The organism is Streptomyces sp. NPDC051677 (assembly GCF_044453465.1).
GTDB lineage: Bacteria > Actinomycetota > Actinomycetes > Streptomycetales > Streptomycetaceae > Streptomyces.
Map to the genome: position 1 here is coordinate 96,869 of NZ_JBITCT010000007.1, position 13,922 is coordinate 110,790.

The following is a 13,922-nucleotide window of genomic DNA, read 5'->3' on the forward strand; positions in this document are numbered from 1 at the left end:
CCCCGACGGCGCTACCGGATCGGCATCCCCGACAAGGTCCGGGCGATCACCAACCGCTGAATCTCGCTCGTGCCCTCGAAGATGGTGTAGATGGCGGCGTCGCGGTGCATGCGCTCCACCGGGTACTCCCTGGTGTAGCCGTTGCCGCCGAGGATCTGGATCGCCTGCGCGGTGACCTTCTTCGCGGTCTCGCTGGCGAACAGCTTCGACATGGAGCCCTCGGCTGCCGTGAACTGCTTGCCGTTGACCGCCATCCAGGAAGCGCGCCAGACCAGCAGCCGCGCGGCGTCGATCTGCGTGCGCATGTCCGCGAGCTGGAAGGCGACGCCCTGGTTGTCGATGATCGGACGGCCGAACTGCTCACGCGTCTTCGCGTAGTCGAGGGCCACCTCGTACGCGGCGCGTGCGGTGCCGACGGCCATGGCGCCGACCGCCGGGCGTGACGCCTCGAAGGTGGCCATCGCCGCGTTCTTCACTCGCTCGCCGCCGGACTTCGCCCGCTCGCGCGCCCGCGCCAGCCGCTCGTCCAGCTTCTCCTTGCCGCCGAGGAGGCAGGAGCCGGGGACGCGCACGTTGTCGAGGATCACCTCGGCGGTGTGTGAGGCGCGGATGCCGTGCTTCTTGAACTTCTGCCCCTGGGCGAGCCCGGGGGTGCCCGCCGGGACGATGAAGGAGGCGTGGCCCTTGGAGCCGAGCTCGGCGTCCACGACCGCGACGACCACGTGGACGTTGGCGATGCCGCCGTTGGTCGCCCAGGTCTTCGTGCCGTTGATCACCCACTCGCCCTTGGCCTCGTCGTACACCGCACGGGTGCGCATCGAGGCGACGTCGGAGCCGGCGTCGGGCTCGGAGGAGCAGAACGCGGCGACCTTGACGTCGTTCGCGTCGCCGTACATCTGGGGGATCCAGGTGCCGATCTGCTCCTCGGTGCCGTTGGCGAGGACGCCCACCGCGGCGAGGCCGGTGCCCACGATCGACAGGGCGATGCCCGCGTCGCCCCAGAAGAGCTCCTCCATGGCCATCGGGATGCCGAGGCCGGTGGGGTCGAAGTACTGCTGCGCGTAGAAGTCGAGGGAGTAGATGCCGACCTTCGCGGCCTCCTGGATGACCGGCCAGGGAGTCTCCTCACGCTCGTCCCATTCGGCGGCCGCGGGGCGGATGACGTCGGCCGCGAAGCCGTGCAGCCAGTCCCGGACCTCCTTCTGTTCGTCGTTGAGCTCCATGGTGAACTCGGCCATGTCCCCTCCAGCGGCGGAACGTGCATGTTACTAGCGGTAACCAGAGTCTGTTACCGATCGGTAGGGAAAGTCAACTCCTGATGACGGGCCCGGAGCCCGCCAGCCCGTTCGATGTCAGGCTGCTGTCAGGTGTTAGTTTGCGCAGGCGTCACCGAATCAGCACGGGTGGGGAGAGCACATGGACACCACGCAGCGGACCGAGCAGCAACGGTCCGCCGACCGCCGACGGCGCGAGCTGCTGGAGGCCGCCGACCGGGTGGTGCTGCGCGACGGGCCGCAGGCCTCGATGAACGCCATCGCGGCGGAGGCGGGCATCACGAAGCCGATCCTTTATCGCCACTTCGGTGACAAGGGCGGGTTGTACGCCGCCCTCGCCAAACGGCACACCGACGCGCTGCTGGACTCGCTGCGGGCGGCGCTGGACGCTCCCGCCGAGCGTCGGGAGCGGGTCGAGGCGACCCTGGACACCTACCTCGCGGCGATCGAGGCCCGGCCCCAGGTGTACCGGTTCCTGATGCATCCGGCGGAGGGGTCCTCCGGAGAGCAGGGGTTCGACGTCGGCAAGCATTCGGCTCCGCTGCTTCGACGGATGGGGGAGGAACTGGCTCAGGTCATCGAGGACCGGCTGGATCTCGGGCCCGGGAGCCAGCAACTCGCTCGTGTGTGGGGGCACGGGATCGTCGGGATGATGCACGCGGCGGGCGACTGGTGGCTGGGTGAGCGGCCCTGTTCCCGGGCGGAACTGGTGCGGAGTCTGGCCGATCTGCTGTGGGGTCGCCTCGCGGCGGCGGGGGACAAGGTCGGCGGGCCCGGGTTCTGAGGGTCCCGCTCAGGCCGGACCACTCGCCCGGGACCAGGAGGTTCGGGCCACCTGGCGCATCAGCCTCCCCTTGCGCCAGCCCTGCACCCGGTCCGAGTAGACCGTCCCCTCCAGATGGTCGGCCTCGTGCTGCAAGCATCTGGCAAAGAATCCCGTGCCGTGCACGGTGACCGGCTCGCCCGTCATCGTGAGACCCTCGACCACCGCGTGGTCGTAACGCTCCGTTCCCGCCTCCAGGCCCGGGAGGGACAGACAGCCCTCCGGGCCCCGCAGCACGATGCCGTCCGTCTCGACCAGCCGCGGATTCACCACATGGCCCAGGTGGCGGACGTCCTCGTCGTCGGGACAGTCGTAGACGAAGACGCGCAGCGGCTCGCCGACCTGGTTGGCCGCCAGGCCGACCCCCCTGGCCGCGTACATCGTGGCGAACATGTCCTCGACGAGGCGGGCGAGTTCGGGGCCGAAGTCGGTGACGTCCTCGCAACGGGCGTGCAGGACGGGGTCGCCGAGCAGGGTGAGGGGTCGGACGCGCCCGTGGGCGCCCGGGATGGAGCCGTGTCGCATGGCGGCAAGGGTACGGTCCTTTCTGACACGCGCATGCCGCCCACGGGCGTGACGCGGTCCCGGGATTCGGGAGTGCGAATGGATCTCGATAGGCTGACCACCTACCACGTTGCCGTACGGCAGAGGCGCGGCGCGTACGCAAGGAGGATCGAGAACTGATGGCAGGCAACTCGGACCCGCTCACGCCGCGGGCCAAGATCGCCGTGACCGCGGGCAAGGCGGTCGCGGCGGCGTCGCGCGCGGCGGGGCGCGGCAGCGGTTCGGTGATCGGCGGCCGGGTGGCGCTCAAACTCGACCCCGACCTCCTCGCCCGGCTCGCCCAGAACCTGGACGTCGTCCTCGTCTCGGCGACCAACGGCAAGACCACCACCACCCGGCTGATCGCCGAGGCGCTGCGCGCCGCCGGACCGGTCGTGTCCAACGCGCTCGGCGCCAACATGCCGGCCGGCATCACCTCGGCCCTCGCGGGCGGCTCCGACGCGCGCTACGGCGTGATCGAGGTCGACGAGAAGTACCTCGCGGGCGTGGCCCGGGACACCGCCCCCAAGTGCATCGCGCTGCTCAACCTCTCCCGCGACCAGCTGGACCGTGCCGCCGAGACCCGCATGCTCGCGGAGAACTGGCGTGAGGGGCTTGCCGGTTCCAAGGCCGTCGTGGTGGCCAACGCCGACGACCCGCTGGTGGTGTGGGCGGCCTCCTCCTCGCCCAACGTGATCTGGGTCGCCGCCGGTCAGATGTGGAAGGACGACGCCTGGTCGTGCCCGTCCTGCGGCGGCGTCATGCAGCGGCCCGGGGACGACTGGTTCTGCGGCGAGTGCGGGTTCCGGCGGCCCACGCCGAGCTGGGTGCTGTCCGGCGACCATGTGCTCGATCCGCACGGCTCCGCCTGGCCGATCCATCTGCAGCTGCCGGGCCGCGCCAACAAGGCCAACGCCGCCTCCTCGGCCGCCGTCGCCGCCGTCTTCGGGGTGCCGCCGCAGGTCGCGCTGGAGCGGATGTACCAGGTGCAGGCCGTCGCCGGACGCTACGACGTCGTCCAGTTCATGCAGCGCGATCTGAGACTCCTGCTCGCGAAGAACCCGGCCGGCTGGCTCGAGACGTTCAGCCTGATCGATCCGCCGCCGGCCCCGGTCATCCTCTCGGTGAACGCGCGCGGCGCCGACGGCACCGACACCTCCTGGCTGTGGGACGTCGACTACACGCGGCTGACCGGCCACCCGATCTTCGTCGTCGGTGACCGCAAGCTGGACCTCGCGGTGCGGCTGGAGGTCGCGAACCAGCACTTCCAGGTGTGCGAGAACCTCGACCAGGCCGTGCAGCTGGCGCCGCCGGGCCGGATCGAGGTCATCGCCAACTACACCGCGTTCCAGGACCTGCGCCGCCGCGTCGGCAACTGACCACGAAGGACGTTTCCATGAGCGACAACCAACTGCGGCTGGTGTGGATCTACCCCGACCTGCTGAGCACCTACGGCGACCAGGGCAACGCCCTCGTCGTCGAGCGCCGCGCACGGCAGCGCGGTCTCGACGTGGCGCGCCTCGACGTGCGCAGCGACCAGCCGATCCCGACGTCCGGCGACATCTACCTCATCGGCGGCGGCGAGGACCGGCCGCAGCGGCTCGCGGCGGAGCGGCTGCGCCGCGACGCGCACCTGTACCAGGCGGTGAACAACGGCGCGATCGTGTTCGCGGTCTGCGCCGGCTACCAGATCCTGGGCCACGAGTTCGTCAACGACCTCGGGCAGCGCGAGCCGGGTCTCGGCCTGCTGGACGTGACGACGACGCGCGGCGAGGGCGAGCGGTGCGTCGGCGACGTCCTCGGGGACATCGACCCGCGGCTCGGCCTGCCGCAGCTGACCGGCTTCGAGAACCACCAGGGCGTCACCCACCTCGGCCCGACCGCCCGCCCCCTCGCCCGGGTCCAGCTCGGCCGGGGCAACGGCACCGGCGACGGCACCGAGGGCGCGTACAACGACACCGTGTTCGGGACGTACATGCACGGCCCGGTGCTGGCGCGCAACCCGCTGATCGCGGACCTGCTGCTGAAGCTGGCGCTCGACGTGAACGCGCTGCCGCCGATCGACGACCGCTGGTACGAGGCGCTGCGGGGCGAGCGCATCGCGGCTGCGCAGCAGCCTGCCTGACCTGGATGTTCACCTGATTTTCAGCGCACCGTCAGCAGCCCGTCTGGCGGTGCGTCCGCACAGGTGAGCAGGGACGTCCAGCAGGCGGACGCGTGCTACGGCCCCGCCCCCTTCTGCCGCTAGGGTGGCGGGGATTCGAGCCGGACAGCGTGGTCCGGACCGGCCCACGTGGAGAAGGTTGTTTCGGGCTATGCGCATTGGTGTCCTCACGTCCGGCGGCGACTGCCCCGGCCTGAACGCCGTCATCCGGTCCGTCGTGCACCGTGCCGTCGCCGACCACGGCGACGAGGTCATCGGCTTCCGGGACGGCTGGAAGGGCCTCCTGGAGTGCGACTACCTCAAGCTCGACCTCGACGCCGTGGGCGGCATCCTGGCCCGCGGCGGCACGATCCTCGGCTCCTCCCGGGTCCAGCCCTCGCATCTGCGCGACGGCGTGGAGCGGGCCCGGGGCCATGTCGCGGAGCTCGGTCTCGACGCGATCATCCCGATCGGCGGTGAGGGCACCCTCAAAGCGGCCCGGCTGATGTCGGACGCGGGGCTGCCCATCGTGGGCGTGCCGAAGACCATCGACAACGACATCGCCGTCACCGACGTCACCTTCGGCTTCGACACGGCCGTCGGCGTGGCCACCGAGGCGCTCGACCGGCTGAAGACCACCGCCGAGTCCCACCAGCGGGTGCTGGTCGTCGAGGTCATGGGGCGGCACACCGGCTGGATAGCGCTGCACTCCGGCATGGCCGCCGGCGCCCACGCCATCGTCGTGCCGGAACGGCCCTTCGACATCGAGGAGCTGGCCCGCAGGGTCGGCGAGCGGTTCGAGGCGGGCAAGCGGTTCGCGATCGTCGTCGCCGCGGAGGGGGCCAAGCCCGCGCCCGGCGGCATGGACTTCGACGAGGGCGCCAAGGACATCTACGGGCATGAGCGCTTCGCGGGGATCGCCCGGCAGCTGTCGATCGAGCTGGAGTCGCGGCTCGGGAAGGAAGCGCGGCCGGTGATTCTGGGGCATGTGCAGCGCGGCGGCACGCCGACCGCGTACGACCGGGTGCTCGCCACGCGGTTCGGGTGGCACGCGGTGGAGGCCGTGCACCGGGGGCAGTTCGGCCACATGACGGCCCTGCGCGGGACGGACATCGTGATGGTGTCCCTCGCCGAGGCGGTCGAGACCCTGAAGACCGTTCCGCAGGAGCGGTACGCGGAAGCGGAGTGCGTGCTCTAGTCGTCCGACGGTTCGACGCATCGACGGTCACCCGTCCGGCCGTCGAACCGTCAGGCTTCGGTGGCCCGTGCGCACTGGGCGCGGGCCGCCTCGGGCGTCTCCCCCGCCCCTGTTCGAATTGACACCCGGCTCCTGGGGCCTCGTACTGAACGCGAGGAACTGAACACGAGGGACTCTTTGTCAAGAGGTTCCCCGTCGTTGCCTCCACCCCCCCATCTCTCCCCACTCAGGGAGCCCCTCCATGACAGTGCAACAACAGCAGGTATCCCTTCCGACGGTGCTGGTGTACGAGGACGACCCGGGATTTCCTCCGCTGGTCAACATGCCCGTACCGCATCCGGTGCCGCAGCTCGACACCCAGCCCTTCCCCACGGCCATCGCGGGCAACGCCCCGCAGCCGAACGGCGCCGGACCCGGCACCGAGGCCTTCCGGTACTGGGTGGCGGCCGACGCGCTCAGCAGGTGCAGTCAGACCTGGGGGCCGCTGGTCCCGACCGGGACGCACTGGCATCCGCGCGTCGGACGCCTCCTGACCGCGCACCTCGACGCGGGCGACGACCTCAACGCCTTCTACGACCGTAAGGGCCTGTGGTTCTTCCGCCGCACGGTGGCAGGCGTCCTCGTCGCCACGTGCGAGAGCAACGAGATCGTCGAGCACGAGACAGGACACGCGGTCCTCGACGCCCTGCGCCCCCAGCTGTTCGACACCGCGAGCGCGGAAGCGGCCGCCCTGCACGAGGCGTTCGGCGACATCAGCGCCCTGCTGAGCTCGCTCCGGCTGGAATCGCTGCGGATCGGCGTGCTGGCCGAGACGCAGGGCGAACTCGAACTGTCCTCGCGGGTGTCGAGGATGGCCGAGCAGCTGGGCTGGGCGATCCGTCAGCGCCATCCGGAGCGGGTCGACCCGGACTGCCTGCGCAACATGGCGAACAGCTTCTTCTACGTCGACCCGGTGCTGCTGCAGCCCAACGGCCCCGCGAACATGCTCACCAGCGAGCCGCACTCGTTCTCCCGGGTGTTCAGCGGCGCGTTCCTGAAGATCGTCGCCGGGATCTTCCACCAGCAGGACCTGCAGGACCAGGCCGGTCTGGCCTTCTCCGCCGAGATGGCGGGACAGCTCCTGGTGGACGCCGTCGTGGCCGCGCCCGTGGTGTCCGCCTACTACGCGCAGGTCGCGGGCCACATGATCGCCGCGGACCAGCGCCGCAACGGCGGCAAGTACGGGCCCTCCCTGCGCTCGGCGTTCATCCGGCACGGCATCCTCTCCCTGGAGGCCGCCACGTCCCTCACCGAGCCGGAGCTGACCCGCCGGGCCGCCGCGATCGCCGAGGCGACGCCCGGCGGCGCCGACGATCAGGGCCTGACGGCCGTGACGGTCCAGGGGGCGATGTACGGCGTCACCCAGCCGCTCGCCCTCTCCGCCCCGGCGCAGGAGCGACGCTTCGGCATCGCGGGGTCCGACCCCGCCGGCGGCTCGGTGCGGCCCGCCGACCCCGAGCGCGTCGCCACGTCGTTCCTCGAGGACCTCTTCCGCCGCGGCCGGGTCCACGTGCCCGAGGAGCACCGCTCCGCCACGGCGTTCGTCGACGACAGCCCGACCCGGCTGAAGACCCACGAGATCGCGCGGAGCGAGGCCGGCGAGGGCCTGGCCCTGGTCCGGCGCGGCTTCGACTGACGCCGGACGTCAGCGGTCGGCACATCGGCCGTCAGCACGTCGGCTCAGTACAGAAAGCGCAGACGACGGACGGAGAGCCGTCCGTCGTCCGCGCGCTCGATCACATGAGTCGTTCGAGGGGTCGGCTTCTCGCCCTCGAAGACCGCCTCGCCGCGCGCCAGCAGGTCGCTGATGAACTTCTCGGTCGCCCGGCGCTCGACCTCGTCCTGCTCCACGTCATCGCGCACCAGGTCCTCCGCCGGGCCCCGCACGTCCACCGTGAAACCTGCGCGCTCCAGCGTTTCGACGCCCCGCGTGGTCACCATGGCGAGCACCAGCCGCTCGGAGACGACCTCGGCGGGCACGGCCTCCGTCTCGTCCATCGCCGCGGTCAACGAGCGCAGGTCCTGGCCGTCGCGCAGCTCGATCCGCGCCCGGAGCACGGGCCGGTCCTCCGCCGCCGCGAGGGCGAACACCGGATGGGCCGCGGTGCGCATCCCCGCCTCCCGGGCGAAGCCGCGCTCCTGGGCGTCCTCGCCCACGAAGACACAGTCGTCGGCCGCTCCCCCGGCGCCGGCGACCGCCCGGTCGAAGATCTCGCGGCTGTCCTTCACTCCCCAGTGCACCAGGGCCGCGTCCGTGAAACGGCCGGGAAACGCCTCCGCCAGCGCCCGTGCCACGGCGGCCTCGGCGGACCCGGGGTTGGAGATGATGCCCTTGCGTACCTCGCCCAGGGCGTCGAGAACGGCGAGGACACGCGGCAGGGGGCGCAGTGTCAGCGAGCCGTCCGGTTCCGGCTGGGGTTCCGCCAGGGTCGCCCCGATGTCGAAGAAGATGACAGACATGGCACAAGCCTCCCCGCGGTGAACGCCTCCGAGTCGGGACCGCCCGGGTGAACCGCCCCGGTGCCGGAGGCCGCCGGGGGCTTCTCTACTCTGGTGGGCGGCAGGAAACGTACAACCCCCCACGAATCAGGAGCCGGCGGATGGATCACAGCGGGCACGGCATGACCATGGATCTGCCGCCGTTCACGCTGGGACGGGGTCTTCAGTGGTCGGCGGACCCGTTCTTCCTCGTCGCCTGCCTGGTGGGGCTCGGTCTGTACGGCTGGGGCGTCGTGCGGCTGCGCAGGCGCGGGGACGCCTGGTCGGTCGGGCGGACCGTGTCGTTCGTCGTCGGGGTGCTGACCGTCGGGCTCATGATGTGCACCCGGCTGAACGACTACGGGATGGTCATGTTCAGCGTGCACATGGTGCAGCACATGGTGATCAGCATGCTGTCGCCGATCCTGATCCTGCTGGGCGCCCCCATGACGCTCGCGCTGCGGGCGCTGCCGGCCGCCGGCCGGGGCCGCAAGGGGCCGCGTGAGCTGCTGCTGATGCTGCTGCACAGCCGCTACATGCGGATCATCACGCATCCGGCGTTCACCATCCCGCTGTTCATCGCGAGCCTCTACGCGCTGTACTTCACCCCGCTGTTCGACTTCCTGATGGGCTCCAAGACCGGGCACGTCGCGATGATGGTGCACTTCCTCGCCGTCGGCGTGGTGTTCTTCTGGCCGATCATCGGCGTGGACCCGGGTCCGAGCCGGCCGGGCTATCTGATGCGGATGCTGGAGCTGTTCGCGGGCATGCCGTTCCACGCGTTCTTCGGCATCGCGTTGATGATGGCCTCGCAGCCGATGGTCGAGACGTTCAAGAACCCGCCCGCCTCGCTCGGCATCGACGCCCTGTCCGACCAGAACGCGGCCGGCGGAATCGCCTGGGCGTTCAGCGAGATCCCGTCCGTGCTGGTGCTGATCGCCCTGCTGTTCCAGTGGTACGGCTCCGAGCAGCGGCAGGCCAGGCGCAAGGACCGGGCCGCCGACCGCGACGGGGACCAGGAGCTGGAGGCGTACAACGCCTATCTTGCGTCGCTCCAGGCACGCGGGCGCTGAACCCGGGGCACCATGGAGGGGGACCCGCCCTGCGGAGGGCGGCCCTGAGGAGGGTGTCGCGATGGCCGGTACCACGGACAGTTCCACGAAGACCATGGGGGCGCTCACCGTCGGCGGGCTCGTCATGGTGACCGCCTACACGGTGGCGCTCGGCAGCAACGGCTGGCTGTGGTTCGGCTGGGTCGTGCTGGGGCTGATCACGCTCGCGCTGGTCGTGACCAAGACCGGCTGATCACTCGGGGGCGAGCCGGGCCGCCGAGTGCACGCCGGGCTGGTACTTCGGGACCCGGGCGGTGATCTTCATGCCGGCGCCGAGGGCGGTCTCGATGACCAGGCCGTGATCGTCGCCGTAGACCTGGCGGAGCCGGTCGTCGACGTTGGACAGGCCGATGCCGCCGGACGGGCTCACCTCGCCGGCCAGGATGCGGCGCAGCGCGACCGGGTCCATGCCGGCGCCGTCGTCCTCGATGACGACCAGGGCCTCGGCGCCGGCGTCCTGCGCGGTGATCTGGATGTGGCAGGTGCCGGCCTTGCCCTCCAGGCCGTGCTTGACGGCGTTCTCCACCAGCGGCTGGAGACAGAGGAACGGCAGCGCCACGGGGAGGACCTCGGGGGCTATCTGGAGGGTGACGGCGAGGCGGTCGCCGAAGCGCGCCCGGACCAGGGCCAGGTAGTGGTCGATGGCGTGGAGTTCGTCGGCGAGGGTGGTGAAGTCGCCGTGCCTGCGGAACGAGTAGCGGGTGAAGTCGGCGAACTCCAGGAGCAGTTCGCGGGCGCGTTCGGGGTCGGTGCGGACGAAACTCGCGATCACCGCGAGGGAGTTGAAGATGAAGTGCGGGGAGATCTGGGCGCGCAAAGCCTTGATCTCGGCCTCGATCAGTTTCGTCCGGGACTGGTCCAGGTCCGCCAGTTCCAGCTGGACGCTCACCCAGCGGGCCACCTCGCCGGCCGCCCGCACCAGGACGGCGGACTCGCGGGGCGCGCAGGCCACGAGGGCGCCGTGCACCCGGTCGTCGACGGTGAGCGGGGCAACGACGGCCCAGCGGACGGGACAGTCGGTGTGCTCGCAGGTCAGGCGGAAGGCCTCGCCCCGGCCGCTCTCCAGCGGGCCGGCCAGCCGCTCCATGATCTCGGCGCGGTGGTGTGCGCCCACTCCGTCCCAGGCCAGCACCTCCTTCTCGTCGGTCAGGCACAGGGCGTCCGTGCCGAGCAGGGTGCGCAGTCTGCGGGCCGATCTGCGGGCCGTCTCCTCCGTGAGGCCGGCCCGGAGCGGGGGTGCGGCGAGGGAGGCGGTGTGCAGGGTCTGGAAGGTGGCGTGCTCGACGGGGGTGCCAAGGCCGCCCAGGCTTTCCGGGCGGGCGGTGCGGCGGCCCAGCCAGAAGCCCGCGGCGAGGAAGGGGAGGATCGCGATGCAGACGCCCGCGAGGAAGCCGCTCATGCCGTTGCCTCCGCGGCCTTCGCCTCCGCCGCCCGCAGCTCCTCGGTGCGCAGTTCCTCGGGCAGGTGGAAGCGGGCCAGGATCGCCGCCGTGCCGGCCGGGACCCGCCCCGGGGTGGCCAGGGACACCAGGATCATCGTGAGGAAGCCCAGGGGGACGGACCACAGCGCGGGCCAGGCGAGCAGCGCGTGCAGGCCGCCCGTGCCGGGGAAGCCGGCCATGGTCGCGGCGACGGCGAGGAACGCCGACCCCCCGCCCACCAGCATTCCGGCGGCCGCGCCGGGCGGGGTCAGCCGGCGCCACCAGATGCCGAGGACGAGCAGCGGGCAGAAGGAGGACGCCGACACCGCGAAGGCCAGCCCGACCGCGTCGGCCACCGGCAGCCCGCCCACCAGCAGGCTCGCGGCGAGCGGTACGGCCATGGCGAGCCCGGTGCCGAGGCGGAAGTGCCGTACGCCGCGGGTCGGCAGGACGTCCTGCGCGAGCACCCCCGCCACGGCCATCGTCAGGCCGGACGCCGTGGACAGGAACGCGGCGAAGGCGCCGCCGGCGACCAGGGCGCCCAGCAGGTCGCCGCCGAGGCCGCCGATCACCCGGTCGGGCAGCAGCAGGACGGCCGCGTCGGCGTCGCCGCTGAGGGCGAGCTCGGGGGCGTAGAGGCGGCCCAGGGCGCCGTAGACGGGCGGCAGGAGGTAGAAGGCGCCGATCAGGGCGAGGACGGCGACCGTGGTGCGGCGAGCGGCGACCCCGTGCGGGCTGGTGTAGAAGCGGACGACGACGTGCGGCAGGCCCATGGTGCCGAGGAACGTGGCGAGGATCAGTCCGTAGGTCGCGTACAGCGGCCGTTCCTCGCGGCCGGCGGCGAGCGAGGTGGACATGCCTCCGTTGCTGCCGCGTTCGGCGGTGGGGACGGCGGTGCCCGCGGCGAAGGTGAGGCGGGCGCCCCGCTCGATGTGGTGGGCGCCGGCGGGGAGGCGCAGTACGGCGCCGTCGTACGGGCGGCCGTCGACCGTGCCGTCCACCGTCACGGTGAGGGGGCTCGCCAGCTTGAGGTCGAGGGTGTCGTCGACGCGGACGACGCGCTGGGCGCGGAAGGCGGCCGGTTCCTCGAAGGCGCCGCGGGGCGCGCCGTCGCCCTGCCAGGCGAGGGCCAGGAAGAGGGCGGGAACGAGGAGGGCGGTGAGCTTGAGCCAGTACTGGAAGGCCTGCACGAAGGTGATGCTGCGCATGCCGCCCGCGGCGACGGTCGCGGTGACGACGACCGCGACGATCAGCCCGCCCAGCGAGTCGGGGGCGCCGGTAAGGACGGTCAACGTCAGTCCTGCGCCCTGGAGTTGGGGCAGCAGGTAGAGCCAGCCCACGCCGACGACGAAGGCGCCCGCGAGCCGTCGGGCCGGCCGGGAGGCGAGACGGGCCTCGGCGAAGTCGGGGAGGGTGTAGGCGCCGGAGCGGCGCAGCGGGGCGGCGACGAAGAGGAGCAGGACCAGGTAGCCGGCGGTGTAGCCGACGGGGTACCAGAGCATGTCCGGGCCCTGGACGAGGACCAGTCCTGCGATGCCGAGGAAGGAGGCGGCGGAGAGGTACTCGCCGCTGATGGCGGCCGCGTTGAGGCGGGGGCCGACGGTGCGGGAGGCGACGTAGAAGTCGGAGGTGGTGCGGGAGATGCGCAGCCCGAAGGCGCCGACGAGGACGGTGGCGACGACGACCAGGGCGACGGCGGGAACGGCGAACGTCGAGTTCATCGCGGTGCGGCCTTCACTTGTCCTCGCCCTTCACTTGTCCTCGACCAGCCGGATGAAGTCCCGTTCGTTGCGTTCGGCGCGGTGTACGTACCAGCGGGCGAGCAGGACGAGCGGGGCGTAGAGGCAGAAGCCGAGGACCGCCCACTGAAGGCGGTGGGCGTCGGGCATCGCCGCGAAGAGGAGGGGCAGCGGGCCGATGAGGAGCATGAGGACGGCGAACACCGTGAGGGCAGCGCGCAGTTGGGAGCGCATGAGGGAGCGGACGTAGGTGTGACCGAGGGTGGTCTGCTCGTCGATCTCGGTGCGCGGGCGGTAGTAGCCGAAGGAGCGCCGGGTGCGGCGCGGCGGTCCGGTGACGACGACGCGCCGTTCGACGGGGTCCTGGGGCACGGCTAGGGCCTCCTCATCAGCAGGTCCCGCAGTTCGCGGGCGTGGCGTCGGCTGACCTGGAGTTCCTCGCCGCCGACCAGGACGCTCACCGTGCCCGCGTCCAGGCGGAGTTCGCCTATGTGGCGCAGGGCGACGAGGTGGCGGCGGTGGATGCGGACGAAGCCGCGGGCGCGCCAGCGCTCCTCCAGGGTGGAGAGGGGGATGCGGACCAGGTGGCTGCCGCGGTCGGTGTGCAGGCGGGCGTAGTCGCCCTGGGCCTCGACGTGGGTGATGTCGTCGACGGCGACGAAGCGGGTCACGCCGCCGAGCTCGACGGGTATGGAGTCCGGGTCGGGCTCGTGCACGGGGATGCGCGGGGCGGCGGCGCCGCGCAGTTCGGCGGCCCGGCGCACGGCCTCGGCGAGGCGTTCCTTGCGGACGGGTTTGAGGACGTAGTCGACGGCCTTGAGGTCGAAGGCCTGGACGGCGAAGTCCTCGTGGGCGGTGACGAAGACGACCAGGGGAGGCTGCGCGAAGCCGGTGAGGAGTCGGGCCAGGTCCAGGCCGTCGAGGCCGGGCATCTGGATGTCGAGGAAGACGACGTCGATGGCCTCGGGGCCGTGCGGGCCGGACTCCAGGGCGCGGTTGATGCGGCGCAGCGCCTCGGTCGCGTCGCCGGCGCCCTCCACGCTGCCGATCCGGGGGTCGGCGGTGAGCAGGTACAGCAGCTCCTCCAGCGAGGGGCGTTCGTCGTCGACGGCGAGGGCGCGCAGCATGAAGGTGGAGTGTAGGGGCGATCCGC

Annotated in this window: 14 protein-coding genes; 7 read left to right on the forward strand and 7 right to left on the reverse strand. The window is 71.7% G+C overall.

Translation table 11 applies throughout. From position 1 onward, the window contains the following. Positions 1-11: 11 nt before the first annotated feature. Complete coding sequence (locus ACIBAF_RS10335; RefSeq protein WP_399462743.1) at positions 12-1,238, reverse strand: acyl-CoA dehydrogenase family protein; 1,227 nt, start codon at positions 1,236-1,238, stop codon at positions 12-14. 178 nt (positions 1,239-1,416) lie between these two features. Between ACIBAF_RS10335 and ACIBAF_RS10340 the strand changes: the two genes are divergently transcribed. Then, a complete protein-coding gene (locus ACIBAF_RS10340; protein ID WP_399462744.1) occupies positions 1,417-2,058 on the forward strand; it encodes a TetR family transcriptional regulator in 642 nt (213 codons plus the stop codon). Positions 2,059-2,067: 9 nt separating this feature from the next. On the opposite strand, the gene def is transcribed toward ACIBAF_RS10340, so the two are convergent. Further along, positions 2,068-2,622, reverse strand: coding sequence for a peptide deformylase (gene def / locus ACIBAF_RS10345; protein WP_399462745.1), 555 nt, complete (start codon positions 2,620-2,622; stop codon positions 2,068-2,070). Between the two features lie 158 nt (positions 2,623-2,780). Here def and ACIBAF_RS10350 point away from each other — a divergent pair, with 158 nt between their 5' ends. The 4 genes from ACIBAF_RS10350 to ACIBAF_RS10365 all read left to right on the forward strand — a co-directional run bounded on the left by ACIBAF_RS10350 (position 2,781) and on the right by ACIBAF_RS10365 (position 7,656). Continuing rightward, positions 2,781-4,019, forward strand: a complete 1,239-nt coding sequence (locus tag ACIBAF_RS10350) for a MurT ligase domain-containing protein (RefSeq protein WP_079663764.1) — start codon at positions 2,781-2,783, stop codon at positions 4,017-4,019. A 17-nt stretch (positions 4,020-4,036) separates the two neighbouring features. Beyond that, positions 4,037-4,765, forward strand: coding sequence for a glutamine amidotransferase (locus ACIBAF_RS10355; protein WP_319344941.1), 729 nt, complete (start codon positions 4,037-4,039; stop codon positions 4,763-4,765). A 190-nt stretch (positions 4,766-4,955) separates the two neighbouring features. Next, entirely contained in the window at positions 4,956-5,981 is a 1,026-nt protein-coding gene (locus tag ACIBAF_RS10360; RefSeq protein WP_399462746.1) for a 6-phosphofructokinase, read from the forward strand. A gap of 241 nt (positions 5,982-6,222) precedes the next feature. Then, positions 6,223-7,656, forward strand: a complete 1,434-nt coding sequence (locus ACIBAF_RS10365) for a hypothetical protein (RefSeq protein ID WP_399462747.1) — start codon at positions 6,223-6,225, stop codon at positions 7,654-7,656. 44 nt (positions 7,657-7,700) lie between these two features. Here the strand turns inward: ACIBAF_RS10365 and ACIBAF_RS10370 are convergent, their stop codons facing one another. Further along, entirely contained in the window at positions 7,701-8,480 is a 780-nt protein-coding gene (locus ACIBAF_RS10370) for an HAD family hydrolase (RefSeq protein WP_399462748.1), read from the reverse strand. Positions 8,481-8,620: 140 nt separating this feature from the next. On the opposite strand from ACIBAF_RS10370, the gene ACIBAF_RS10375 reads away from it, so the two are divergent. Beyond that, complete coding sequence (locus tag ACIBAF_RS10375; protein WP_399462749.1) at positions 8,621-9,571, forward strand: cytochrome c oxidase assembly protein; 951 nt, start codon at positions 8,621-8,623, stop codon at positions 9,569-9,571. A gap of 61 nt (positions 9,572-9,632) precedes the next feature. Continuing rightward, positions 9,633-9,803: a hypothetical protein gene (locus ACIBAF_RS10380; RefSeq protein WP_399462750.1), complete on the forward strand. Its 171-nt coding sequence runs from the start codon at positions 9,633-9,635 to the stop codon at positions 9,801-9,803. Here the strand turns inward: ACIBAF_RS10380 and ACIBAF_RS10385 are convergent, their stop codons facing one another. The 4 genes from ACIBAF_RS10385 to ACIBAF_RS10400 are packed head-to-tail and all read right to left on the reverse strand — an operon-like array spanning position 9,804 to position 13,896. Further along, entirely contained in the window at positions 9,804-11,009 is a 1,206-nt protein-coding gene (locus tag ACIBAF_RS10385) for a sensor histidine kinase (RefSeq protein ID WP_399462751.1), read from the reverse strand. It abuts the gene before it with no gap. Further along, the gene (locus ACIBAF_RS10390; RefSeq protein ID WP_399462752.1) at positions 11,006-12,751 is read right to left on the reverse strand and encodes a cation acetate symporter; all 1,746 of its coding nucleotides are present in this window, start codon (positions 12,749-12,751) and stop codon (positions 11,006-11,008) included. Before ACIBAF_RS10390 ends, ACIBAF_RS10385 begins: the two co-directional genes overlap by 4 nt. Positions 12,752-12,781: 30 nt before the next feature. Beyond that, a complete protein-coding gene (locus ACIBAF_RS10395) occupies positions 12,782-13,141 on the reverse strand; it encodes a hypothetical protein (protein ID WP_399462754.1) in 360 nt (119 codons plus the stop codon). Between the two features lie 2 nt (positions 13,142-13,143). Then, the gene (locus ACIBAF_RS10400; protein WP_399462755.1) at positions 13,144-13,896 is read right to left on the reverse strand and encodes a LytR/AlgR family response regulator transcription factor; all 753 of its coding nucleotides are present in this window, start codon (positions 13,894-13,896) and stop codon (positions 13,144-13,146) included. Between the last annotated feature and the right edge of the window lie 26 nt (positions 13,897-13,922).